The organism is Methanosarcina baltica (assembly GCF_055394095.1).
This window is the reverse complement of record NZ_AP042463.1, coordinates 2,508,231-2,533,283: the sequence shown is the minus strand read 5'-3', so window position 1 is coordinate 2,533,283 and position 25,053 is coordinate 2,508,231. Positions and strand designations below refer to the sequence as shown.

Sequence of the window (25,053 nt, the reverse complement as noted above, 5' to 3'; positions counted from 1 at the left end):
GACAGAAAGCACGCTAAAAACCGCCGGTCCAAACGAATGAAAACCCATCATCATACTGCATTTTTTGGCCTGCCAGAACCTAATTCGAAAAACCGGTGTGTGCTTTCGAGATCCATCTTTTCCATTTCAGTCATGAAAAGGCCGGCCTTCGGCCGGTGAGTACGCCGATCCTTTAGATAATCGAATTCAAAAAACACCCAGTATTTTTGAAATAACTTCAAAAAGATGGCCGGTTTTTACCGGATTTTTTCGGCCCTTTTCTTAAGAGCGCTGTTCATCTCCCCGAAACTCCGGTTCATACCTTTATCGATTGACCAGACCTTAATGAAAGGGAGGGCCACGCCCCGGTAGACTTCTTTCTGTATAAAACGCACCCTGCGGCTCCCGAGTTCCTCGATTATGAAACTGTGTTCCGCGTCAAGCAGGCCCGGAAGAAAAAAACTCCCTGCCCAGGTGAGTTCTTTTTTAGGCTCCAGCCGGATGATGCGCGGCTTGAGGGTTGTGCCTTTCTTTTCCCATTCGGGTTTCATGAAGACCTTCAGTTTTTCCCCGAGTTTCACTTTTCCGCTTACTTCCTGAAAGTAGGGGTTCCACTGGGAGTAGGCCGCAAAGTCCGCAATGATCTGCCAGACCCGGTCCGCGGAGGCGAAGATCTCGGTTTCGGTATTGATTTCTTTTTCAAATCGACTGATTTTAATCCCTCACTTTTTTCATTCCCATTTTATCAAAATTATAACCACGGAACACACGGAACACACGGAACACACGGAACACACGGAACACACGGAACACACGGAAAATATTTTAGTCTGCTTGAGCGAGTGAAACGAGTGAAACAGACCCCATGCTGTTGCACTTGCAGTGCAACTCCCAGGAAATCTTCGATTTCCTGTGATCCCGAAGCGGAACTCGGGCATGGAACACACGGAAGGACACGGAAAAAAGCTTAACTGACTCTCAATTTCAGTTTTTACCATTCTTCCAGGTCTGCTTTTCTGCTACCCTTTATTGAGAGCCAACTTATTAACCCTGTTTATTTTAACCGGCTGAAGGCTGCTAAAAGTTTCTTTTTTAACTTCCTCCGGACACTTCCCCCCATCTGCCAGAGGATTACCGTGGTTGGGGTCTTTTTGCCCGCAGGTATCGTTTTTCCATCTCTGATTGCCCGGAGTACGGCTTCCACGGTGTTTTCCCCGGCCTCAATTTCGGTATGGGCCTGACCCACCATCTTTGAGATATGGGCGTCACTGCCGGCGACGGCGGGAAATCCGAGCCTTTCCGCCTCCTTTCCGGCCTTCCTGTTTGGGGCGTTGAAGAGGCAGCGGGAATTAAAGACCTCCACGGCGTCGGTATCAAGCCCCTCGAAACTCCCTATCCCGTGAGAACTGCTCTTGAAGGGGTGGGGGATGATCACGGTCCCTCCGAGCAACCTTGCCTGCCTGATCGTTTCTTCCGGGCTCAGGCCGGGTTTTATGTTTTCCTTTATGCCGAGGACCAGGATGTGCCCTTTTGAGGAACTGACCTCTATTCCCGGAATTACGGTTAAGCTGATCCCGAGCTCCCGGGCAATTCCTGCGCAGGCCAGGCCCCCTTCCACGGTATCATGGTCACAGATAGCAATCCCGTCAAGACCCCTAGCTCTGGCGCGGCGGAGGATGGCCTCCGGCTCTGCTTTGCTGTCTCTTGAATAACGCGAATGGATGTGAATATCAAATTTCATATTTGAGGTTAAAAGGGCCCGACAATTTATATATATTTTGAAAATTGGCCAACAGGAGAAAAGGGACGATTATAAGGTTTTCGCGGTCAGAAAAGGGCCTTTCGGCGTTCTTGCACGGAGCAGTATGAAAAAGTAAATATAAAAAAATAGTCAGCGAACGGCTAGGATATGGGGATCTTGGGGATAGTTATGGGGGTATTGGTTCCAAAAAAGAAAAAACTCCGCTCGCATGTAAGGGTACGGTAGTATTTTATAAAAACCTTTCGATAAATCTCAAACAATTCCACTTTTATTAAGGACTTCGGGATATGGGGGCAGAGTTCACAGGGGAGCTAGCTATCGAAAATAAGAGGAATTGTTAAGATGGAGAAAACGCGAACGGACAGAAAAACAGGGGTTAAAAAGTGTCTGAGATGGGGGGTACTTTTAGGATATGAGGAGGGTTTATTGTCTTACAGAAAACTGTCCGTTCGTATAGTACGTAAAAGCGACACAATAGATATAATTAGTATCCAGATTCTATTATATAATATCCACCATAAATGCAAAAAAAGTGCTCAATCTGCTAAAGGTATCAAGAAATACATTAAGCATCAGAAATATTTGACGAAATAATTTCAATGCTTCATTATTATTCTGTGAAACATTATAGCAAAAGAAAAGAAAAAAGGTTAGAAATCGAGGTCGAGCCAAATTGATAATTAAACGTGTTGAGCAAATCCAGTTTCATTCCAGGGAAATAGGGGATTTGTGCCATAAGTCCAAAAACCTGTACAATTTCTCTGATTATATTATCAGACAGGAGTTCTTCAATAAAGGAAAATGGATCAGGTACAATAAACTTTATGGGCTTGTGAAGGCCTCTGAGCCTTACAAAGAGCTTCCTGCTAAATCTGCTCAACAGAATCTGAAAGTACTTGACCGTAACTGGAAATCTTTTTTCGAAGCTTTAAAATCTTACAAAAAGAATCCTGAACTTTTCACAGGCAAACCAAAGCCTCCAAAGTACCTTGAAAAAAACGGGGAATACCTGTTAATTTTTACAAATCAACAGGTCAGGATCAAAGACGGGGTGCTCAAGTTTCCCAAAGTAGTTCCGTTATCCATCCAGACAAGACTTCCTGATGATACTAATTTGAGAGAAGTCAGGATCATTCCAAAACACGCAGGATACACCTGTGAAATTGTTTTTGAAAAGGAAATCGAAGATCCCATACCTCTTACTTCCGGTCGAGTCCTGGGAATTGATCTTGGAGTTGTCAACCTTGCAACTATTGCAAACAATTATGGAGAGAATCCAATTATTGTTAAGGGCGGGGTTGCCAAGTCAGTAAACCAGTTTTACAACAAGCAGAAAGCAAAGCTACAGAGTACTTATGAAAAGCATGGGATCAAGACCGGAAAGAGTGTAGAAGTACTTACCCATAAACGAAACTCACGGATTAAAGACGTACTCCACAAACTGAGCAGGGCAATAGTCAACTATGCTCTGGAAATGAACGTGGAGAATATCATTATCGGAAGCAACCCTTTCTGGAAACAGAAAACCAACATGGGCAAGAAAAATAATCAGAATTTTGCTCAGATCCCTCACAGTACCTTTATTTCAATGGTCGAATACAAGGCTGGAGAGGTTGGAATTTCGGTTGAACGGATCGAAGAATCCTATACAAGCAAATGCTCTTTCCTTGATAATGAGCTAATGGAACACCATGAAGAATATCTCGGAAAACGGGTCAAAAGAGGGCTTTTCCGAAGTGCCACGGGAGTTCTTCTTAACGCTGATGTCAATGCAGCATATAATATGATTAGAAAAGCAATCCCTAATGCCTTTGCAGAGGGGATAGAGGGTGTTGTGCTTCACCCTGTTAGTGTTAATCCACTATACAAAGAACAGTTTATATCACAAATTCATAATAGTTTGTGATACTAATTAGGACTTTTCATAGCATTAATACAAACAGCTCTTTATTATATAGATATTTCGTAAATATGCGAACAATATACATGTTTACGATCAATTGGAGAGGTACGAGAATATTTGGAAAAGCTTATGCAAAATTAAGAAAAACGGTATTTTGCCGCCGGCCCCGATTCCTGGAAGCTTACCGGAGCCTTTTTAATCGAGATTTTTTAATAGGGATTTTTCAATCGAAATATTCCAATCGAAATTTTCCAATCGAAATATATCAATCGGGAATATTCTCCGAAAGGCCCCTTTCAAAAGTTTTTGCCCTGTAGATGATTTCGGCCCTTGCTTCGTAATCAACGAGTATCTGCTCTCCGTAATCCACCTTATGCACGATTCCCTCTTCATAAAGCCAGGAAAGCACCGACATACCCTCCGAAGAATTCGGGAAGGAAAGGGAACATCTCTCCCATTCGGGCAGGTGCTGGCGGATTTCGGCTTTGAGCTGGGGGAGCCAGGTCCCTTCTTTTGCGGAAACGAAGACAAAGTTAGGGGCCAGGTGGTCAATTTGATCGAGCAGGTCCTCAAGTTCTTCCGAGCTTATCCGGTCAATCTTGTTCAGGACGGTAATTACCGGCACCCCGCCTATGCGGTCCCAGAGGGTGTCGTGGCAGGTGTCGAGTTTCTGCCTTACAAGTTCGGGTTTTTCGCTCACATCCACCACAAGGAGGATAATATCCGAAAGGAAGATCCCGTCCAGCGTGGACTTGAAAGCGTCCACGAGCCAGTGGGGAAGGTCTTCAATAAACCCGACAGTGTCCGTCAGAAGAGCCTTTCGGCCCCCCAGATCAAGGGCCCTTGTCATGGGGACGAGGGTCGTGAAGGGCATATCCATGGTTATCGCGTTTTCCTCGACCAGGGCATTGAAAAGCGTACTTTTCCCGGCGTTAGTGTACCCGGCCAGGGATATCAGGGAAAGGCCCTGCCTTCGCCTGTAGATCCGGAGGGATTCATCATCCATTTCCGCGGACTTCAGTTCCTTTTCAATTCTGGAAATCCGTTTCCTCAGGTCCTGCTCGTAAGAGTCCTCGTAGCCTCCAAGGCCCATGAAACCAGCCTTTTCCTCTTTTTTCATAAAGGAAACCGTGGCCCTGGCCCTCGGGAGTTCGTACATTAGCTTTGCGAGTTCGACCTGGAGTTTGGAGCGGTGGGTCGTTGCTCTTTTCGCAAAAATTTCAAGAATAAGCTGGAAGCGGTCAATAACCCTGCACCCGCAGATTTCCGAGATATTATGGATCTGGGTTGTGGAAAGCCTGTTGTAAAAGATGACAATTTCCGCGCCTCTGAGCTGCACAAATTCGGCCAGTTCCTCGACTTTCCCCTTCCCCAGATGATACTTCCGGTCCGGGTGTCTGACCTGGCTGAGTTTTTCCACGGGGAGGTAGCCTGCGGCTTTTGCAAGTTCCCTGAGTTCGCGGAAACGGTTTTCGTTCTTTTCCGGGTCTGAACCGGGGGTATCCCTCTTTACAAGGATTACCTTCTTTTCCGATTTTTCAGTAAGGATTATTGTCCGGCCTCAATGTTCAGTTCTTTTAATAGAAGGTTTCGGGCACTCAGGGAAATATGGTGGGCAAGCTCGATACCCCGTCTTTCAGCCATGGATTCCTGATACTTGTAAGCCCCTGAAAACATGCTTTCCGAAACCCACAGCGGCTGGTTATACATATCCCCTTTTTCCGAAACAATCGTGCCACTGTAATCAAGTTTTGCTGCCGTATCCTCGATAAGCTGCACGATATCCGTAAGCTGCGGGGTCCTTTTCTTTTCCCCTTTCAACCAGCGAGGAAGGATAGCAACCTGTTTTATCTTTTCTATATGATCGGCGGAGATAGAAAGAGCAGCGGCCGCGCAGACCAGGTAGTACCCATCCCTGATCCTGTGCCGACCCGATATGTCAACCGCGATTATATCCCACATCTGTCTCACTCAATTTTAAAATAAATTTTGGACCACTGATTTAAAAAGTCAAGAGATCCACATTTACAATTGTACATCCATTTACAACGTCACATCTTGACTCTACCGATATCAAGGTACTCGATTTCTTCCCCGTCCTCGATCGCAAAAAGCATCCCCTTACGGACACTGTTTGCCAGACGCACGGCCCCGGACATCACCGGAAGCCGGAACTCGAAGTCCTGAGGAATCGCGTTTATCAGGTATTCCGAGTGAGGAATCTTTTCAGGCGACTCGACCTTCCGGTAGACCCTGAAATGGGTCCCGAACTTAAAGCCGGTCTTTGCCACATGCCCGGAGTCCCGCAGGTCCCTGTATGCTTTGTATTTCCTGAGGAAGGCCTCTTCTATAAAGCTTGCTTTTTCCAGGAAGGTTTCGGGATCAAGCTCCTTTCCTTCCCTGTCCCTGAGGGTGAGCACTCCTTTTTCAAGGAGGTAGAGGGATTCGACCAGGGAGAGCTGTAGCCTCTCGGAGTCCAGCGGTTTTCCGTAAAAACCTCCCGAGTAAAGCTCTTTTGAGGGACTTTCACCCCAGACAATAACCCTGTCCTCAAGGAAGGTTGCTTCTGCCTGAATATCGGGGTAAAGGCGTTCCATCTCTCCTTTTGGCTTAAGGGTTTTTGCCTCGTAAAAGGTAATGTCACTCTCCTCGTCCACAATTGCGAGGATCAGCTGCTTGCGCACGTTTTCCGCAGCCTTTACGGACTCAAGCAGGTCCTTTAGCGGGAGAGGGGCCCTCTCGGAGTGGACGTAGACAAAACTCCTCGCCGCACTCTTCCCAGGGTGCCCGCCACGCGGATATACCCTAAAGTCCGTGCTTGAGGGCTGGACATAGTAGCCCCTTTCCCTGAGGTCCTTGTAAACAATGTACTTTAATTCGAAATTTCCTTCCCGGAGGGAGGCCTGCTCGAAAAAAGTCCTGAAATCAAGCTCAATCCCTTCAAGTTTGATTTCGAGCTTGCCCCTGAAGAGGAGAAAAGCTGCTTCCACGCACCTCAGTTCGAGTTCCTTTCCCTTCGGGCGTCCGTAATACCCTTTGTCGTAGAGCTCGGGGACCGACTCTTTCCCGGCCCTGACCCTGTCTCCCTTAAGTCTGGCTTCCAATAAAATTCACCTTTTTAATAATTAGACTGTATGATGACTGTGTAATGAATATTTGATGACTGTACAATAAATGTGTAATAAATGTGTATCTCATTTTCCGGGATTTTTCTTCCCTGAATTTTCATTCCTGAATTTTCTCGCCGCTTCCACAAAAGAGGTTGCAAGTTCCCTGTAGGCTACCCCGTGCAGGTGGGCATATGACCCTAGCGTGTTTTTGACGGTCAGCCCGTCCAGCCCATCCTTTATTCCCGTGCCTCGCGAGATTTTTATGGCAAAGGAAGCGTCTTCGGGAATTTCCCGGATTTCGGAGTGGTGGAACTCATGCCCTTTGAAGCTATTTCCTTTTTTCCCTATAATGCAGTCCTGGGCAAGGGTCCCTATGTTGTAGCTGACAACCCGGGTCTGCCCCATTATGGTGTGCCCCGGAAGCGCTCCGACCATGGTATAGGTGGATTCAGGGAGCTCCGCGTCGTGGTAGGTGCCTTTTCCGGGGATTCCTGTCGAAATTTTTTCGGTCAGGTACATGAGCCCTCCGCATTCGGCGTAGATGGGCATACCGACTTCAGAGGCCGCTTTTATGGCCTTTCGCATGGACTCGTTCGCCTCCAGTTCGGCCGCGAAGAGTTCGGGGTAGCCGCCTCCGATGTAGAGCCCATCCACCTCGGGGAGGGTGGAGTCGTTTACGGGACTGAATGTAAGCGTTTCGGCCCCTTCGAGTTCAATAAGGTCGATGTTGTCCCGGTAGTAGAAGTTGAAGGCCTCGTCCAGGGCAACCCCGATTTTCGGCTTTTCCCTATCTGTTTCTTCTTCATCTGTCGCTTTTCCGGTTAATTTCCCGTCAACTTTCCCGTCAACTTCCCCGGCAAATTTCCTGGTAAAAACGCTGTTTTCCGGTACAGGCAGAGGCCCTATATCCTTTGCGATTTCAAGGAAGCGGTCCACGTCAATGCCTTCGTTGATGATCCTTTCAATTCCCGCAAGCCTCTCCTCAAAACCCTTGACCCGCCTTCGGCCTTCAAGGGCGGGGACGAGGCCCAGGTGTCTCATGGAAATCTGCATGGAAGGGTCTCTCGGGATTATTCCGATTACCGGAATGTCCGTGTAATATTCGATTGCCTCTTTTGCCTTTTCGGCATGTCGGCGGCCCCCTATGTTGTTCAGGATGACCCCTACGATTTTCACGTCAGGATCAAAATTTTTGTAGCCGTTTACCAGGGCCGCGCAGGAACGGGTTATGCTCCTTGCGTTGAGTACCAGGACCACGGGACAGTCCAGAATTTTTGCGATCTGGGCCGTGCTCCCGAGGTCGCTCAGGCTCTCGAAGCCTTCATAGAGTCCCCTGACTCCTTCTATAATTGCGATATCGGACCCGCCGGCTGCGTCGCAGGCGTGGGTGTATACGTCAAGGATGCTGTTTTCGTCCATCAGGTAGCCGTCAAGGTTCCGGCAGGACCGCCCCGTGATTTCGCTGTGGTAACTTGAATCGATGTAGTCCAGGGCAACCTTGAAAGGCTGGACCCTGAAACCTCTGGAAGCCAGGGCCGCCATAAGCCCCATGGAAATCGTGGTCTTTCCGGAGGAGGAACGGTCGGCGGAGATAAGGACTCTGGGAAGGACGGATGCTTTTTGCTTATTCTGAGACATAGGCTCCCAACTCTTTTTTATTTTTTATTATTCATTTATTATTTTACTTCGGACAGCCTTCCATCCACTTTTTCAAACAAGGATACGGCGGCTCGGAACTACCTGGTTTTGCTCGATTTTGTCCGATTTTGCTCGATTTTGTCCGGCTCAGGCCTGCTGCACTCAGCGCGTCAGTTCCCTTAAACGCTCGTCGTTCAGGGGTTTCGGTATAATACGCTCTTCGTTTACCATGATGGCTTTTCCGAGTTTCCGATAGACTTCGGCAATGTCGGAATCCGGGGCTTTTTCCATCACCGAAAAACCGTCCCGCTCGCAGTCCTGAACGATCTGGCTCTTCGGGATAAAGGCTATAAGTTTGCTCCCGATTTCTTCCGCGAACTTGTTCACGAGTTCTTCTTCCCGGCTCGCGTTTCTGGAGTTGCAGATTACGCCACTTAAGGGCATTCCGATCTTGGAAAAGCCCTTGCAGATATTGTTTGCGGCGTACATGGTCATGTACTCGCCTGAGGTCAGGGCGTAGGCCTCGTTTACTAAACCTTTCCTGATGGGAGCAACGAACCCGCCGCAGACGATGTCTCCGGGCACGTCGTAGATGATGAGATCCTGTTCCTCGAGCAGGTCAGAAGAGATGCTTTTTAATTTCTGGACCGCAACAATTATTCCCCGGCCCGCGCAGCCGATTCCGGGCTCTGGTCCTCCAGCTTCCACGCATTTGACCCCTGCGTAGCCCTCAAAGACCACGTCTTCTTCCTTAACATCCACGCCTTCTCGCAGGAGGTCCAGGATCGTGGGAATCCTTTTGCCTCCGAGGAGGGTGATTGAAGAGTCGCTTTTCGGGTCGCAGCCTATGATCATTACTTTGTACCCAACTTCCGCGCAGGCCGCGGCCATGTTGGATGCAGTACTTGATTTCCCGATGCCACCTTTTCCGTAGATTGCTATGATCTTTTGTTTTTTCATGCCTTTCCCCTTTTTTTGTTTATTTTTCGATTAAACTCAGAGCTTTACTTCAGGAAGATCCTTTCTTAGAGGTTTTCCTTCATAATTATCCTGAGGGTGTCTCCAAATTCGGAATTGATGATTTTCGAGACTCCGAGGGTTTTCGGGTGCAGGTCGATTTCCACGATGACGTGCTCGTGTCCCATTTCCTTGAGAGGGAGGACCTGCCTCGGCCCGTTCGTGACTGAGAAGAGTTCCAGGCCCCGGAGACATTCTATGGGCAGGGCGTGCGGGACTCCTGTGATGACCGCAAAGTCGTAGTCAGGGTATTTCTCTTTTATGAGTTCGCTGACCCTATCTCCGGCAATCGGGTACTCGTCCATGCCGCCGATGATTTCCCGGATTTCGATCCCGTGTTCTTTGAAGCCTTTCATTATGTTTTTGGCGTGCTGGCGCACCCGTGGGAGCCCCAGACTATCGTCAACGTTTGCCATGTTGACGATGTTTGCTTCCTTTCCGAGAGCGGCCGCAGCCTCGTTTACGGCAAGGGTGACGTCGGCGAACATGTAGCCGGTTTCCTTCTTGGCGTTCATGATGACAAGCCCGCGTTTGCCTTCTCGCAGGAGTTCAAAGATGCGCTTTGCGACCGTGTACTTGACGTCTCCACGGGAGGGGGCCAGGTACTCCCTGCTTGCTGCCCCGGCTCTCTTTTCGACTTCAGTTGCTTTTTTGAGCAGGTGTTCCTGCCGCTCGAACTCCTTACGGTCGATAATCCCGGCATCAAGGGCGGATTCCAGAGCAAAGATCACGCCTCTTGTGTTGTTGTGGTAGCCCGCATGTACCTCGACCTCGATTACCGGGATGTCGGGGTTTGCTTCAAGCACGGCGTCGTGCATTTCTTCCCCTATGATCATGCTCGCACAGGTCCCGACAACTCCTATGAGTTTGGGGTTGAAGAGTTCGATTGACTTGTTTATCAGGGCCACGAGTTTGTCGTGCCCTCCGAAAACAAAACCGTTTTCATCAAGGCCTGTTGTCACGACGTGGATCCCGTCTTCTTCCAGAAGCCTTGCGTGCTTAAAGGAGCAACCAGGGGGCCCGTGGAGGATTGCAACGTCAACGTTCAGGTCTCGCAGAGTGTAAAGGGCCGCAACGATGGAGCTCGGGCGGGGGTGAATGATTGAAATTTCTTTTTCAGCCATGGTAAATCATCTTTTACGTAATTTGTTATTTTTTTCGGATATTCCGTTTAAGGTTCCCCTGCTTCGGGGCCATTCTCCGGATCATCCAGATCCTGGCATATCCGGGGGATGCCTTAGATTATTGATGAAAAGAAACGGGTACATGAACCGCTACTGGGCCTGACCCGTTCCCAGTGTAAATCGTGCAATTAATTGTAAACAGCGCAGATAAGGAGTTCTAAGTAATCAAAATATTAACAGGTGCATTAAAAGTATTAACAGTATTTTAATACTTTGTGTTTTCCACATTTCATCGGAAGCATTTCACGCAGGAAATAACAAGGTCATTTTTCCCGGCCAGCTCCGCAGCCTTCGAAAGCCCCTCCGGGAGACTGTCCGCATAGAGCACGTTTAAGGCTTTCACACTCCGCATCCTCTCTCCCACCAGGAGAATTTTCTCAAATTTATTCCCGTGTTCGGCCACGAAGTCCCGCACGGCTTCTGGGGGCAGCCCCTCACAGACCTGAGCGGCTTCTTCCCCGAGGACCAGGATGAGCTTTTCCCTGCGCTCGTCCTTTCTTTTAAGGAGGGCATACTCCAGAGCCGTTTCGGCTGAGCGAATGTCCATACCGGAATTAGAGTTATCGATCAAAGGGACGGTAAGTTCTGTTTTTCTTTTTCCTTCATGCAGGCCAAGTTCCTTTTCCTGCATCCGGCCAGCCAGCCCTTCAAACTCTTCTAGCACGTTTTTGATTGTCCCGCTTTCGACTCCGAGTTCGAGGGCCGCAGCTGAAGCTGCCGAAAAAGCGGTCCTGTAAGCACTGCTGTTGTAGCCAAGCCTGAGTTCTGCGCTGAAAAAAAGCTCCCCTTTCCGGATTGAGATCGTGTTTTTTTCACTTTCAAACACGAGGTCCGCCTCATTTTCCGAGCCGGGCAGGAAGGAATCACTGAAGCTAACGACTTTTGTTTTTGTTTTTTGTTTTTCCGTTGTCTTTGTCTTTTTCCCGGCTTCTTCCGCACAGACCAGGGCCTTTTTAGCCCCCGCATTGAGCACGAGGACGCTTCCGGGCTTTGCGTCCCTTATAAGCTGGAGTTTTGCGTCACTTGCAAGCCCGCTTTCGTTTGCTATCCCGTAGTCCGGGAGAAGGGTTGTGAGGAGCCCGAGGTCGGCCGAGCCCGTGCCCCCAATTGAGGTCTCGAAAATAAAATAGCTGGGCCGGATTCCGGCCTCGAAGGTCCGGTCAAGAGCCAACAAGATGCTGCCCGGGGTGATGCTGAGTCCCCGCTGGACCAGGGAAGCTGCTCCCCCTTTCCAGCTTTCAAGCCCTCTGGAGGTGTGGAGCACGGTTTCGCTTTTGCGGGAGAGGATGTCAGCAAGGATAGAGGCCGTGCTGGTCTTGGCCTTCGAGCCTGTGATTTCTATCGTTTTTATGCCGGCGAGCCGGGGGTCTTTTGTGAGAATTTCCCCGACTATGCGGTGGTGAGAAAGGACGGGAATTCCTGCTTCCCGGGCTCCGGAAAGCCAGGGCTGGGCCGGGTCGAGGTGGACAGGAGCTACCAGAAGGTCGAAGTCTGCGGCCTCCGGGAAGGAAATTTTCCCGGCCAGGGCCTTTATTCCGTGCAGCTCTTCAAGTTCGGCAAGTTTTGAAGGGGCCACGGTGCCGTAAACGTCCACGGCCGTAAGCTCGGCCCCGAGTTCCGCAAGCCTGATGGAGATTGGAATCCCACCGTGGGTCAAATCGAGTACGGCGATCTTTTTCTGGCGTAAATTCATGAAAAAAATAAGTGGGTTCAGACTGTTATATATTGCGGCCGGTGAGTAGCCGGGGATCTAAAGTCCCAGAGCATTTCATGAAACCGGAAGTAAACCAGCCCGGCTGAAACCCTGATACGGAGGTAAAATTTTTGAAGGCGGTAAATCCCTTTCCTCCGAATTTCCGCCTGCCTGTTAAAAAAAGGTTATCAAGATACACTTCCGGCCCGGAGAACTGTGTTTCCTTTTCACTCAGACAAAGGATGTGGAGCAAGCAGGGAGATGATCCCGGACTTTTGAGACTCGGACTGAATCCCGGAGGCGGCTTTCAGGGCTTTTTCTATAAGGCTTTCTTTTTCCAACTCCATCAGGTATGGAGCAATCAAAAAAAGGACTTCAGCCCTGGCATCTCCGTATTGAATCCCGAAGGTGGCGGCAAGGATATTTTCCACAACCTCTTCTTTTCCCGGCCCATCAAAATGTCCGGAAAGCGAGGAAAGGACCTCAGCCCTTGCGGCTTCGTCCTGGATGTGGGAGGAAGCTATAACGGCTTTTTGTATAAGTTTTGCCTTTTCCGGCCCTTCCAGATACGGAATTAGCGAAGAAAGGGCATCAGCCCTTGCGTTTCCATATTGAATCTCGGAGGCGAGGGAAAGGGCTTTTTTCATAAGGCTTTCTTTTCCCGGCCCCTTCAGCTGCGGAGCAATTGAGAAGAGGACTTTTGCCCTTGCGGCTCCGTATTGAATCCCGGAAGAGGCCTCAAGGAATATTTCCAGAAGTTTTTCATTTCCCGGTCCCTCAAGCTTCGGTGCAATTGAGAAGAGGGCCTCTGCCCGCAGGGACTCGTCCTGAATTTCAGTACATATCTGTGCAATTTGTGCGGCAATGGCACTGTTTTCATCTGTAAGTTTTTGAAACATGATATAATTCTCACATAAGTTTTGTATTATATACAGATTATTATATTAATATACTTATCCCTATTGTCTGGGGATTCGGTGCCGTAATAAGAAATATATTTAAAGATAGGAATACTTTAAATGTTTCAAATGAAGATTTGAACTACGGAAGGCGCAGAAATAAGAAAATTTAAGGCCAGCTTCTTTGAAAAACCGCCAGAAGGGAATATTATCATGCAAACTATAAAATCCCCGAATAATCAATGCCTTATGAGGCTGCCCTGTTTCACGTTGCTTTTTATATTCATGTTATCTATTTTGGTCGGAGTCACCTCCCTCTCTTCCCCGACTTCAGCCTCGGAAGATTCCGTCATTACAGCAAGCAGGGAACTTTCAGCTAGCAGCGTTTACCCCGGTGAATCTTTCAACGTGACCGTGCAGGTTCTGGCAAATCAGGTTCTGGCAAATCAAGTCCTGGAGGCTCCCACTCTGAATGAGGACCTGCCCGTAGGCTGGAGTGCGACTTCGCTTGAGAGTGACGGGGCCGTTTTTAGGGATACCGATACTTTCAAGGAAGCTTCCCTGGAATGGGTCTGGGCCGAAAACCTTTCTGCGGGCAAGAGCAAAACCGTTGTGTATAAGGTCACGGTACCTGAAGATGTGGAGTTTACGAACTACGGTATTTCGGGAGAGGTCTCCGCATATAAGGTTCCTGCGGTTTCTGTCGTGGGTCCCTCCCCTGCAATCGAGGTCATAATGCCTCCTCCAGTTGCCGCCTTTTCCGCAAATCCTCTTTCAGGTACGGTTCCTCTTTCCGTGCAGTTCACAAACCTTTCCTTATATGAACTTGATAGTTGGGAATGGGACTTTAACGGGGATAACATCGTTGATTCCAGACTTCCGAATCCCTCCTTCACTTTTAAAACGACAGGGACGTATAATGTTTCCCTTACGGTTTACAGGGGAGAATTGAACGATACGGAAACAAAAACCGGATATATCACCGTAAGCAAAACTTCAACCGTCGAAAGCAGTGGAGGCGGCGGGGGCGGTGGAGGTGGCGGGGGCTCTCCGGAACCTAACAGCAATATCGAACTCAAGGAGATCGCAAACCAGCAGATCTTTAAGGGTACCCGTACCCGCTATGCTTTCAGAGCCGAGACGAATGATGTCACAGGCCTTGAGTTTGACCCCAAAAAGAGTTTCGGGAAAACAACCGCAACAATCGAATCTCTGAAGAACACTTCTTCGCTTGTTCCGACTCCTCCTGCCGGGAAGGTTTACAGGAATATGAACATCTGGGTTGGTAGCAGCGGGTTTTCAAGCCCTGAAAACCTGGAAAATGCAAAAATCAGTTTTCGGGTAAATAGAACCTGGATTAATGAAAATAATATTGCTTTGTCTACAATTACCCTGCTGCGTTTTAGTGAGGAGAAATGGAACTCCCTTCCCACGAAGCAGGTGGGTGAGGATACCAAATACCTCTATTTCGAAGCCGAAACCCCGGGTTTTTCACCTTTTGCGATAACGGGCAATCAGAATACGGGCAGCCAGGACACGGGATCTGATATTACCCAGGCCCTGGACGGGGAAAATCCCTCGGGTTCCGAGACCGGGGCTGCAGGAGATGGGGATGAAGCTTCCGAAACAGGGACCAAAGATAAGTTCAAAAGTATGCCGGGCTTTGAAGTCCTCCCTCTGATGCTCTGTCTCCTGCTGTACAGGATCATGAAAAGGAAAAACTGAAAATTGGAATTCTGAAGGTAAATCGCATGTGGTCTGGAAGTTTCTGTCTCCAGACCACATTAGGAATTTGTTCTCTTTTTTTCGCAAGCCAAACAGTTCTTAAAAATCTATTTTTTATTTTCAAATGTTCACACTGTAATGGTTATAATTAATCATGATGATTTTATAAATGTTAACCCTATATAATAAATATCCACGTAAACATTATAAAATTTACTATATATGTTATGACGCCGTATATACAGTTATTCAAACTGTCCGGTTGAGGCAGTTTGTCCTGGTGGTATTATGACAGATCTCAGAAACCTTCTAGGTCTTTTGAACGAAGCGGAATACGAGCTTCTATATGTTGAGGAATTTTTTAAAGCCCTTCCTGACGTTGACAGTGCTATTGAACAGTTAAAGACAATCCGGATAAAAATGTTAAAGATCGTGGATTGCCTGAAGAGCCTGGCCAACCTGGAAGTATTGCCCGAAATCTCTGATGAGATAGAGGCCCTTTCTGTAGACGAATTTAAAAATGTGCTCCGGCACCTGGGAAACGCGGACAGCCAGATCCTGATGGTGGAAGGGCAGATATATGAAGAAGACTCCATGGACAAGGTGAAATGCACCGAGGTCTCAACGGATTACATGTATGAGGGCCTTCATGAAGTTAAGTTAATGATTGGTCGCCTTAAAGAACTCGTCTTTGATCTTCAGGAGGCAAGGGAATTCAAGGACGTCTTCAGGGTTGCAGATGAAATGGACCGTATGATCTGCCAAAAATAAAAAGGAATTTAAAAGAATGAAAAGGAAATCTCTGAATTGAGAATTTCCACTTTTCAGGAAAAAACCTCCCTTTTTCTTTTATAATGCTTATTGTTCTGTTTTCAAGTCTACAATTTTTTTATTACCCAAATTATTCAGATCTGTCCGCATTTTTCAAGCCAGCTAAGGGACCTGATCCATTCGCCTTTTGGTTCCCTCGATGTGCCCACAACAAGCCTTTTGATATCCCCCAGTTCCTCAATAACGCCCCGGGCTTCAATAATTTCCCCGGGAAGGGCCTGTCCGGCGTAGGTGTGGGTGTAGGAAAGCACATGGTCGATTTCTTCGTGTTCTACTTTGTAGTATGAGGGGCTGTCAAAGGCGAAATCGGCATTTGTGACCTCGGCTTCGATTTTCAGCTTGACGGTGTCTGTTCCCCGCAGGAGAGGTTCTTTAATCTGTTCCCATTCCCTGGTAAAGAGGAGATCAAAATAGGTGCCATCCACCATACCCCGGTTACCTTTCCTGATCTCGTGGAGCATGAACTCGTCAAAGGAAATTTCCGGAATCCTTTTTCTGTAAATCCTCTGCCACATTTCCTCATCAATATCTTCAATCGGCCCGTCTTCTTTTTTTGCGGCAGCGATGGCATCCCGGGCTTTGAACCAGGCCGGACCGTAGACCACGAAATCAATATCCGATTTCTCATTCTGGAGCCCCGCAACCATCGAGCCCGTAACCCCCATGCTTGAGCGGGAGATCCCGGCTTCATCGAGGGTCTTTACGATTTCGGCGACTCTGCTGTCTGTTTTTACAAGTTCGGGAATCCGGTCGGAGGGCCTGAGAAGCTTCTTAACAGCTGTTTCGGGGACCACATGCACGTCCTGAATCCACTCGGGGCGGTGCTTTCGCATGAACTCGAAAGCCGGGCCGAAATCACACTTACTGTACCGTATCCCGTTTAGCTCCCTGTCCCCGTTTTCGTCCGGTACGTAGCGGAGCATGGCCCTGACCCCGTCCTTATGAAAATAGTCCACAACCGCGAAAAGCCAATCATCCTCTGTCTGAATAAAATCCCTAAGACGTGTTTTTAGCATGAAATCCCTCTATTAAGCATTATTCGTAAATTATGCAAAAATTTATTGTCACGGGACAGTATATAATAATATCCGGTAGTGATTCCGGAAACTGTATGAAGAAATATATAATACTTGAAGAAATAGGCAATTTCCTGAAGAAAGAAATACCCTGGAGAAAGAGGTAATATTTTTGAGCTCATACCCGTTTTCAGAACAACTTTACGATCCATTCTCAGCCCCGTTTTCAGAACCCCTTGAAAACTGGATCATCCGGCTGCGGCGCGAATTTCACAGGCATCCCGAACTGAGTTTCGAAGAATACGGGACCCAGGAGCGAATTCTGAAACTCCTGGCCGGGCTTGGTATCGAGGCCCGAAAAATCGCGGACACGGGAGTGCTTGCAAGCATCCCGGGGACAAAACCCGGCCCCTGCATCGCCCTCAGGACAGATACGGACGGGCTTGCGGTCCAGGAGGAAGCCGGGGAACGGAACCGGGAATATATTTCCGAAAATGACGGAGTCATGCACGCCTGCGGGCACGACGGACACATGGCAATGCTCTTTGGAGCCTGCCGGCTTTTCCTGAAGGACCGAAACTTTCCGGGTGAGATCCGCCTGATCTTCCAGCCCGCAGAAGAGATTCCTCCGGGAGGCTCTGCGAGGGTGATTGCCGAAGGCGGGCTTGAGGGAGTTGACGCAGTCCTGGGAATGCACGTCTTCACTAACCACGAGTCAGGGAGTGCGGGGTTCAGGCCAGGGCCTTTCATGGCGAGCACCAACCGTCTTGAGGTCATAATGAAAGGCAAAGGGGGCCACATCTCAAAACCGGAGAGCTGCATCGACCCGGTCCGGATGGCAACGGATTTCCTGAGCGCCCTTTACCCGGCCCTCGAAGCAAAGCTTGAGCCGGATAAATACGTTATAGGGATCGGGAGGATTCAGGGAGGAGATCAGTTCAACCGTTATCCCGATACGGTTGGAATCCTCGGGAGTTACCGGAGTTTTGATGAGAAGACCACGAAGGTAATTGACGAGACGATAGAAAAGTGTCTCAGGAAAGTCATGCGAAAACACGAAAAAAGCGGAGAGGAGTTCTCAGGCTTTCCGGCCTATGACCTGGACATCCTCCACGGCTACCCTGTTCTGGTCAACGACCTGGACTTTACAAAAGCCGCGCATTCAAAACTGGAAGAGAGTTTTCCTGAGCTTACGATCTATCCTGATATGAAAAAGGTCTTTGCGGCCGAGGACTTTGCGAGCTACCTTCAGAAAGTGCCCGGACTTTTCATTTCGCTGGGTATCCGGAACCCGGAAAAGGGAATCCTGGAAATCAACCATTCCTCAAGTTTCGATATTGATGAGGCTGTCCTCCTGAAAGGCACAAAGATTTTCCACACCCTTGCCCTAGACTTCCTGAACTCTCCGGAAAAGTATCTGGGCAGGGAGTTGACTTCGGAATTTCCTCGGGAGACATTGACATGATCATTCGAAAATATGAAAGTTCCAAAAAAGCCGAGGTAAGGGACGTTGTGCTTGACGTCCTGCTGGAGCACGGGTTTGAGTACGACAGGTTAAAGGACGCCGACCTGAAGGACATCGAGGGTTACTATTTTGAAAAAGGGGGCACCTTTTTCGTGGGGCTTGCGGAGGACGGCAGGGTTGTCGGAACTGCGGCGGTCAGGAACATAAACGGCCAGCGTTGTGAAATCAGGCGCATTTACCTGAAAAAGGATTTCAGAGGCAAAGGACACGGGAAGGAACTTTTCCTGGCGGCTCTGGCCTTTGCAGAAAAAAAATTTTTGAGTGTTGTGTTAAAGACCGATGCCACACTTACGAAAGCTATAGACATGTACCTGAAACAGGGTTTTACTTTTTTAAAGGAAGAAAAAGGCTACCTTTATTTTGAAAAGCAATTTGAAAAGCGAGAATGATGGGCCTTCTCTTTCCTTTATCTTTTCTTCCTTCGTTTTTCGTTTCTCTTTTCTCTTCTTTCTTTTCTTCTTATTCCCTTTACTTATTTTTCCCTTCTGTCTTTTCCAGGGCCTGCAGGTATTCGAGTACGGCCAGCACATAGGTCGAATGGGACCAGGCAAGAGGGAGCACGGACCAGGGTTTACCCTCGGAGTCAACCTGCTCCGGCAGGAGGCCTGTGGGGTGGGCGTGTGCGGCGCACCATTCCAAAAGTTCAAGGGCCCGTTTCAGGTTTCCACATGCAGTGTGCCACTGGGCGAGCCAGAGAGTACAGATGATCCAGCTGTTCATATAGCCGTAGTAGCGGTCCTGGTGGTAGCGGGCAACTCCTCCCGTGGGGCGGATAAGCTCCTGTTCTATTGCCTCCATGGTCCGGACGACCCTCGGGTCGTCGGGGGGCAGGATTCCGAAATACCAGACAGCAAAGGTTGAGCTATCGAGGGTCGGGTCTTCGAGAGAGCGGCGGAACCTTTTTTCTTTTTCATCATAAAGCCGGTTCCGGACAGCCTGTTTGACCCGGGCCGCAGCTTCGGCCCAGGTTTCGGCTTTTGCGTAGTCTCCGAGAGTCCTGGCAAGTTCGGAGGCCCCGTACAGTCCCGCATAGACCGTGCAGGCGCTGTAGGTGTGCACTCCCTTTCGCTCTTCCCAGAGGTCAAAACTCGAGGCTGGAAGCCCTGTTTCGTCCAGGTGTTTTGTGAGGTACTCGGCTGCGGGGTGGATAAGGTCACGGTAGTAGCGGCCCACGGTCCAGATGTTTTTTGCAATTTCCCAGTTGTAGTAGAGGGCGTAGAGTGGAAGCCCAGTCTCGTCTATCTGGGTCATGGGGACCGGGTGCCAGGTACTCCCGAAGTCTCCCGCCGGGGTGTATTTATGGAGGAAATTGCCCCGATGAGTGATGATTTTTGAAAAGAACTCGAAAGTTTGCGTGCTCAGGTGATGATACCTCGCCCGGTCGAGGGCCAGGCAGACCCAGGCTGCGTCCCTTGGCCAGCAGTAAGTGTAAAGGTCGGCTCCGAACTGTTTTATGTCCGAGTCACAGGACGCGATAATGGAGCCCGAGATGTCCATGTGGGCCACGACCGCAAGCAGGCTTCTGTAAAAGCATTCTGTCACCCCGGCCGGGAGTTCCTGCATCCGGGCAAATTCCGGGAGTACGGAGATCCTTTCCGTAAAAGAGTTCCAGAAATTGAAGTTGATGTTAAACACGGAATTTTTACTGCTATCCTTTATCCCCCTGTGCCTTTTGAGCACGTTGCAGTACTTTTTCCCTAGAACGATCCAGGTATGTACCCTTTCTGCATCTCCGGGTTTTATCTCGGGAAGGGTCCAGCCCAGGGTCGAATCGATTGAGCCGTGAGATACCGGGTTTCCGCTCAGGTGGGCGTTACTTTCCATGTCTTTCCAGGTCCCTTCAAGGCCCTTCCATTCGGCAGTCCCGACAGCGTACTGGTCAAAATCGGGCTCACTCCCGTGCAGGAAATAGCGGTCCCGTTTGTAGTGGATAAGGGTGTTTCCGTCGATTACCCCGGTTTCCCCGATCTTGTTTTCCAGAATCCGGTAGTTCTGGTTTAAAAAAAGGCGCAGGTGTTTTGTTTTCCGGGAGGTATTTTTGACCTCAAAGACCCGGTAAAAGATATTCATCGAGGGGTGCACGGTCTCCCGGACTGTTGCCCTCACCCCAATTTCAGAGTTTTCGAAAACCGTCTCCCCTATATTCGAGACCACTTCCCTGAAAGGGCCCGGAACCTCTTTTTCCGGCGGAGATGAGAAGGTTGAGCCTGAGTTTGGAGAGGTGCAGGAGTCGAGGCCGGATACAGAGGTAAAGTCCCCTCCTTTCACTCCCCTCTGCTTTCCGGAGGTTCCCTCACTCATTTTAAAAAACGTTTTTTCAAAATCCGATTTGTAGCGCTGTTTGATATCCCAGGTATCAAACCAGCTACAATAAAGAGAATCAAGGTCGCATATCCCGGCCTTTATTGAATTTCCGTGGTTTTCAAGCCCTACATAAGGAAAATAGATGTCTCGAATAGTTCCCTTTTCGTCCTCACAGATAAGTATCCGACCGTTTCCGAATATAAGTGGCCTTATCTCAGCACCCCCGCTTTCTTTTTCTTCCCATAAGAAAATAGAATGCATTGCTCAAATAGATTCGGAGATGTGTATTTTTGGGAATGATTTTTTATGGAATGATTCTTTTTTTGAACGGTTTTACGGTATTTTTCAAAAGATCCAAAATTCCGACAGGGTATGTGTACGTAATTTTTAGCAATATGTCCGATGGTAATAATGTCTCCCTCTAAATATATCACATTTTCATAAGAATATTTATATGTTATCGAAGGTATTCTTATTTGTTTAATTAACAATAGTTTTTTCGAAATACGAATTAAAACAAAAAAGTGTGTTACTATGGTCTATATAAAAAAAATATGTCCGGTATGTGGGGATGAATTTTTTATCCTTAAAGGTGCTGAGGAAAAGGCCGTTTATTGTACGCTTGAATGCCTTACAAAAGCCCAAAATGAAGAAAGCCGGCAAATCCCGGCCTGTATATAATCCTGGCATATATTAAGGGCAAATTAGGGGATCGTTTCCAGAAAAGAACTGCACTTTCTATTTGCACAGTAAGTGCAGTCCGGTTCTTTAATTTTTTGAAAATGACCGTGTTCTTTATTAAATTTTAGGGCCCTGGCAATTTAAAAATATAAAATATGTTTTTAATTAAACACCATTCCGGGCTTCAAAAACCCCGGAACCCCTTTTCAGGAATCGCCCAGCAATTTTTTAATCACGTCCAGGTCCCTGAGCAGCTTGAGGCTCACAAAGCCCCCTATGAGCAGATTCAGGTAGTAGGTCAAAGCCCTCCAGGCAACGACGGTTATCCCAAGGATGGAAGAGTTTACAAAAACGGAAAAAAGAGATGCTGCCCCAAGCTCGGCAACCCCGCTTGCCCCGGGGGTTGCGGGGATGATCATGATGACGGAGAGCAGGACCTGGGCCGCAAAAACGATTGGTATGGACGGGGTCTGGTTAAGTCCCATCAGGATAAAGACGAGGAGGGAATACTCCACAACCCAGAACAGAAAGGTATAGGCAATTCCTCTGAAAAGCCCTTTTCTTCCTTCAAAAAGCAGGAAAAACATACTTTCATGAAAATGATCGATTTCCAGGTCAAGCTGTTCCAGAAAGTGAGATACTGCGGTATCGGTCCGCTTTCCGAAATGAGGGGAAAGCCCAGTCACTATCCGGTGCATTGCTTTTTTTACTTTGTGGGGTTTCCAGACCCCGTAGACGAAGAACACAAGGATTGCAAAGACCAGCAGGTTTGCAAACATAAAGGCCACGTCGAATTCATAATTTAAGAGCATGCCTCCCAGCAGGTGGAAGGCAAAAGGAAGAGAGGCAAAAATCAGGCCCGCATCAAGCAACCTTTCCCCGAAAACGATTGCCGTAGCTTTTCCGAGAGGTATTTTATTCTGGTGCAGCATGTGAACCCTCAGGGGCTCCCCTCCTGCGGAAGAAGGGGTTATCCCGGCTGCAAAGGCACTGGAAATTACGATTTCAATGACCTTTGAGATTTTTATATCGTAGCCCAGGGCTTTACAGAGAACCCGGGTCCGGAAACCCCAGACAAAATACGAAAAAATATGCAGCAGTGCGGCTGCAAAAATATATTCCGGTTTAATCTTCCTGAGAGCTTCAACTGTTTCCACATTAAAAGTAAAGCCGGTTACGAGGACAAAAGAAAACGCACTTATTAAAAGTGATGCAAGCAGCCATTTTGTAAACTTGTTCATAGAGAGCTGCTTGTTTCTTAACTGTTGTTATATATAATATTGTTCCATTTTTCTTCGGTTAAGATACGAATTATTACAAACTTACTATTTTCATATCCGGCAATACAAGACCCCTTAACCCTAAAATAGGAGATTTAAGGGAAGGGGAGTTGACTCTGAGTATACCCCGTTCCCCTACAGACTTCGAGCCTTCAGAGACTTTTAGGACCCATTATTGGAAGTTTCGTAATCAGGGTTGGTGGTAAGTTCCTTTACGCTTGAGTTTTTATTGACCATAACCTCCGGCCAGATTTTCACTCCCGAATGGACGGTTGAACCGTTCCCGATAATCACTTTATGCCCGATTACGGTCTCGTTTTCCAGGCTGCAATTTTGCCCGATTATGGTCTCGTCTCCAACAACCGCGCCCGAGATGTTGGAGTTTTCTCCGATTCTCACCCCGTTGAAGAGATAGGACGAAAAGATCTTTGCGTTATTTTCAATAACGCAGTTAGAGCCTATCACGGAATAGGGCCCTATGAGGACATTGTCCCCGATAAAGGTGTTTTCCCCGATGACGATCGGGCCCACAAGGGAGGAGTTGGAGCCCAGGGATACGTTGTTTTCCACCCTCAGAGGCCCCCTTATCCGGGCGTTTTTCGTGCTGAAATTTCCATCTATGGTTGTTCCGGGAAGAGAATCAAGCATCCAGCGCTGGGCCTCCCTGTAGGCTGCGGCGCTTCCGACATCGGTCCATTTCCCCCGAACCAGCATACCGTTAAGCTTCCTGTCGGAAGCCATCAGGGCCGGGAAAAGGTCTTTTGCAAAATCGTATTTTGTATTTTCAGGGATCCAGTCAAAGATATCGGGATCACATACGTAGATTCCGGTGCTTGCGAGGTTGCTGAAAATCTGGCCCGCCTTTGGCTTTTCCAGGAAGCGGTGGATGCGGTTGTTGATGTCCATATCCGCAATCCCAAATTCCCTGGGATCGTCGATTGACAGGAGCCCTATGGTCACGAGAGCTTCCTGATTTTCATGAAAACGGAACATTTCTCTCAGACCCAGGTTCAGGACGTGGTCTCCCCCAAGCACGATAAAAGGTTCGTTTTTCAGGTACTTTTCCGCGTTTTTAACCCCGCCTGCGGTCCCCAGTTTCTTCTCCTCGTAAACATACTCGATGTGGACCCCGAACATGCGTCCATCTCCGAGCTGCTCTTCGATTACCTCCCCCATGTACCCGAGAGTCAGGACAATCTCATTAAAACCCTCTTTGGAAAGGTGCTCGATCAGGTGCCTGACTGAAGGCTGGTTGAGAATAGGAATGCTGGGTTTCGGGTGTTTGAAGGTCAGAGGCCTGAGCCGGGTCCCTGCACCTCCGCACATAATACATGCTTTCATGTTCCCTCAAATGTTTTTAAGAAATATAGTATTAACGATGGTTCAGGACTCCGGATGGAAGGTCAGCGAGTGGTCAGGAATTCAAAGGAACATTCGGAGGAACATACTGAAGATCCTTGTGAGGAACATTCGGAGGAAACTCCGAACCCTACTACTGCAGGACCTTAATGTCCTCTTTATTCAGGACTTTTATCTCACGACTCCCTTCATATTCCTCAAGCGTTCCGGTAATTGCCACAAAATCCCCAACGGCTATGGCTTTATCCACAGCCTCCACTCCTGCATCCTCAGGTATGAATACGGTGAAAATCTCCGATTCATGGTCCACACTGAGGAGCAGGTGCCCTCCTTTATAAGTAAAACGTTTACTCATGACTTCGGCTTCAAGAAAAACCCTGTCCCCCAAAGCCGACCCCGCCGTAAGTTCCTCCGCCCCCTGCCCCGCTCCTGCCGGGCCGGAGCCGAAGCAGAAGTACGCAACAGAAAGGGAGATAAGAGCCATGAGGATGAGGGCCACCACAACCCTTTCCTCTTTCTCCATACCCATTATACTACCCCCGGTTTTCTTAATCAGAAAGTTCCTTCTCCGGGTCTTCCTCCGGGACTTACTTCGGATATTCCCACTGATTCCGCTCCACCCACGAAGGATACGAGTTTCACTTTCATGATCAGGGTTTTGCCCGCAAGCTCTTCGTTGAAGTCAAGCGTCGCACTCTTTTCATCGGAAGCAAGCACACGGACCTCCCTTCCCCTGGGAGTTGTGATTTTCTCACCCGGCTCCGGGGCTGTCTCAAGTTCAAGCCTTGCGAGAGGGATTTTCTGGACCAGATGGTCTTTATATTCCCCGTAGGCGTTTTCGGATGGGATTATGAGGGTTTTTTCCTCCCCCACTTTCATTCCGATCAAACCTTCATCAAGGCCTTTTATTACCTGACCGCATTTCACCCTGAAAAGAAGGGGGCTGTAATGCTTCTTTTCGTCATAGATACCTGCTTCTTTAGCAAATTCTTTAAGAGTGGTATCAAAGACGGACCCGTCTTCTAATGTTCCCTTGTAATCCACAAGGATATGGTCTCCTGTTTCTACGGCTTTTGAATTTTCCATGCTATTACCTCTTAAAATTTCCGGAAAGCTCGGACCGGACATCCGCAAGACACCTGCCAGA

The 25,053-nt window shown here is 48.4% G+C and carries 21 protein-coding genes; 5 read left to right on the top strand and 16 right to left on the bottom strand.

Going from position 1 to position 25,053, the window contains the following annotated elements; translation table 11 throughout:
* Nucleotides 1-236: 236 nt before the first annotated feature.
* Complete coding sequence (locus ACZ5QV_RS11075) at nucleotides 237-671, bottom strand: SRPBCC family protein (RefSeq protein ID WP_464602094.1); 435 nt, start codon at nucleotides 669-671, stop codon at nucleotides 237-239.
* Between the two features lie 362 nt (nucleotides 672-1,033).
* The gene (locus tag ACZ5QV_RS11070; protein WP_464599869.1) at nucleotides 1,034-1,720 is read right to left on the bottom strand and encodes a CehA/McbA family metallohydrolase; all 687 of its coding nucleotides are present in this window, start codon (nucleotides 1,718-1,720) and stop codon (nucleotides 1,034-1,036) included.
* A gap of 694 nt (nucleotides 1,721-2,414) precedes the next feature.
* Here ACZ5QV_RS11070 and ACZ5QV_RS11065 point away from each other — a divergent pair.
* The gene (locus ACZ5QV_RS11065) at nucleotides 2,415-3,647 is read left to right on the top strand and encodes an RNA-guided endonuclease InsQ/TnpB family protein (RefSeq protein ID WP_464599868.1); all 1,233 of its coding nucleotides are present in this window, start codon (nucleotides 2,415-2,417) and stop codon (nucleotides 3,645-3,647) included.
* 262 nt (nucleotides 3,648-3,909) lie between these two features.
* On the opposite strand, the gene hflX is transcribed toward ACZ5QV_RS11065, so the two are convergent.
* The 8 genes from hflX to ACZ5QV_RS11025 form a co-directional block, all read right to left on the bottom strand.
* Nucleotides 3,910-5,193, bottom strand: a complete 1,284-nt coding sequence (gene hflX / locus ACZ5QV_RS11060) for a GTPase HflX (protein ID WP_464602093.1) — start codon at nucleotides 5,191-5,193, stop codon at nucleotides 3,910-3,912.
* On the bottom strand, nucleotides 5,193-5,606 hold the full coding sequence (locus tag ACZ5QV_RS11055) for a DUF2209 family protein (RefSeq protein ID WP_464599867.1): 414 nt from the start codon (nucleotides 5,604-5,606) through the stop codon (nucleotides 5,193-5,195). Before ACZ5QV_RS11055 ends, hflX begins: the two co-directional genes overlap by 1 nt.
* Nucleotides 5,607-5,695: 89 nt before the next feature.
* Entirely contained in the window at nucleotides 5,696-6,748 is a 1,053-nt protein-coding gene (gene endA / locus ACZ5QV_RS11050) for a tRNA-intron lyase (RefSeq protein ID WP_464599866.1), read from the bottom strand.
* Between the two features lie 90 nt (nucleotides 6,749-6,838).
* Nucleotides 6,839-8,392 carry a Ni-sirohydrochlorin a,c-diamide synthase gene (gene cfbB / locus ACZ5QV_RS11045; RefSeq protein WP_464599865.1) on the bottom strand — a complete coding sequence of 518 codons (1,554 nt, stop codon included), beginning with the start codon at nucleotides 8,390-8,392 and terminating at the stop codon, nucleotides 6,839-6,841.
* Nucleotides 8,393-8,554: 162 nt separating this feature from the next.
* Nucleotides 8,555-9,352, bottom strand: coding sequence for a Ni-sirohydrochlorin a,c-diamide reductive cyclase ATP-dependent reductase subunit (gene cfbC, locus ACZ5QV_RS11040; RefSeq protein WP_464599864.1), 798 nt, complete (start codon nucleotides 9,350-9,352; stop codon nucleotides 8,555-8,557).
* Between the two features lie 65 nt (nucleotides 9,353-9,417).
* Nucleotides 9,418-10,533 carry a Ni-sirohydrochlorin a,c-diamide reductive cyclase catalytic subunit gene (cfbD, locus tag ACZ5QV_RS11035; RefSeq protein ID WP_464599863.1) on the bottom strand — a complete coding sequence of 372 codons (1,116 nt, stop codon included), beginning with the start codon at nucleotides 10,531-10,533 and terminating at the stop codon, nucleotides 9,418-9,420.
* Between the two features lie 289 nt (nucleotides 10,534-10,822).
* On the bottom strand, nucleotides 10,823-12,286 hold the full coding sequence (cfbE, locus tag ACZ5QV_RS11030; RefSeq protein WP_464599862.1) for a coenzyme F430 synthase: 1,464 nt from the start codon (nucleotides 12,284-12,286) through the stop codon (nucleotides 10,823-10,825).
* Nucleotides 12,287-12,513: 227 nt separating this feature from the next.
* A complete protein-coding gene (locus ACZ5QV_RS11025) occupies nucleotides 12,514-13,185 on the bottom strand; it encodes a hypothetical protein (protein WP_464599861.1) in 672 nt (223 codons plus the stop codon).
* Nucleotides 13,186-13,470: 285 nt separating this feature from the next.
* Between ACZ5QV_RS11025 and ACZ5QV_RS11020 the strand changes: the two genes are divergently transcribed.
* Together ACZ5QV_RS11020 and ACZ5QV_RS11015 are read left to right on the top strand one after the other, a co-directional pair.
* Nucleotides 13,471-14,910: a PGF-pre-PGF domain-containing protein gene (locus ACZ5QV_RS11020; RefSeq protein ID WP_464599860.1), complete on the top strand. Its 1,440-nt coding sequence runs from the start codon at nucleotides 13,471-13,473 to the stop codon at nucleotides 14,908-14,910.
* A gap of 288 nt (nucleotides 14,911-15,198) precedes the next feature.
* Complete coding sequence (locus ACZ5QV_RS11015; RefSeq protein ID WP_464599859.1) at nucleotides 15,199-15,681, top strand: hypothetical protein; 483 nt, start codon at nucleotides 15,199-15,201, stop codon at nucleotides 15,679-15,681.
* A 134-nt stretch (nucleotides 15,682-15,815) separates the two neighbouring features.
* Here ACZ5QV_RS11015 and ACZ5QV_RS11010 read toward each other — a convergent pair whose 3' ends face one another.
* Entirely contained in the window at nucleotides 15,816-16,757 is a 942-nt protein-coding gene (locus tag ACZ5QV_RS11010) for a nucleotidyltransferase domain-containing protein (protein ID WP_464599858.1), read from the bottom strand.
* A gap of 172 nt (nucleotides 16,758-16,929) precedes the next feature.
* Here ACZ5QV_RS11010 and ACZ5QV_RS11005 point away from each other — a divergent pair, with 172 nt between their 5' ends.
* Nucleotides 16,930-18,222 carry a M20 metallopeptidase family protein gene (locus ACZ5QV_RS11005; RefSeq protein ID WP_464599857.1) on the top strand — a complete coding sequence of 431 codons (1,293 nt, stop codon included), beginning with the start codon at nucleotides 16,930-16,932 and terminating at the stop codon, nucleotides 18,220-18,222.
* A complete protein-coding gene (locus tag ACZ5QV_RS11000) occupies nucleotides 18,219-18,671 on the top strand; it encodes a GNAT family N-acetyltransferase (protein WP_464599856.1) in 453 nt (150 codons plus the stop codon). Before ACZ5QV_RS11005 ends, ACZ5QV_RS11000 begins: the two co-directional genes overlap by 4 nt.
* Before the next feature lie 79 nt (nucleotides 18,672-18,750).
* On the opposite strand, the gene ACZ5QV_RS10995 is transcribed toward ACZ5QV_RS11000, so the two are convergent.
* The 5 genes from ACZ5QV_RS10995 to ACZ5QV_RS10975 form a co-directional block, all read right to left on the bottom strand.
* On the bottom strand, nucleotides 18,751-20,847 hold the full coding sequence (locus ACZ5QV_RS10995; RefSeq protein WP_464599855.1) for a glycoside hydrolase family 15 protein: 2,097 nt from the start codon (nucleotides 20,845-20,847) through the stop codon (nucleotides 18,751-18,753).
* 626 nt (nucleotides 20,848-21,473) lie between these two features.
* Nucleotides 21,474-22,508 (bottom strand): lysylphosphatidylglycerol synthase transmembrane domain-containing protein, encoded by a 1,035-nt coding sequence (locus ACZ5QV_RS10990; protein ID WP_464599854.1) that lies wholly within the window; start codon nucleotides 22,506-22,508, stop codon nucleotides 21,474-21,476.
* 201 nt (nucleotides 22,509-22,709) lie between these two features.
* Nucleotides 22,710-23,888 carry a sugar phosphate nucleotidyltransferase gene (locus tag ACZ5QV_RS10985; RefSeq protein ID WP_464599853.1) on the bottom strand — a complete coding sequence of 393 codons (1,179 nt, stop codon included), beginning with the start codon at nucleotides 23,886-23,888 and terminating at the stop codon, nucleotides 22,710-22,712.
* A gap of 151 nt (nucleotides 23,889-24,039) precedes the next feature.
* On the bottom strand, nucleotides 24,040-24,435 hold the full coding sequence (locus ACZ5QV_RS10980) for an OB-fold nucleic acid binding domain-containing protein (RefSeq protein WP_464599852.1): 396 nt from the start codon (nucleotides 24,433-24,435) through the stop codon (nucleotides 24,040-24,042).
* Nucleotides 24,436-24,458: 23 nt separating this feature from the next.
* The gene (locus ACZ5QV_RS10975; protein ID WP_464599851.1) at nucleotides 24,459-24,992 is read right to left on the bottom strand and encodes an FKBP-type peptidyl-prolyl cis-trans isomerase; all 534 of its coding nucleotides are present in this window, start codon (nucleotides 24,990-24,992) and stop codon (nucleotides 24,459-24,461) included.
* Nucleotides 24,993-25,053: the final 61 nt, after the last annotated feature.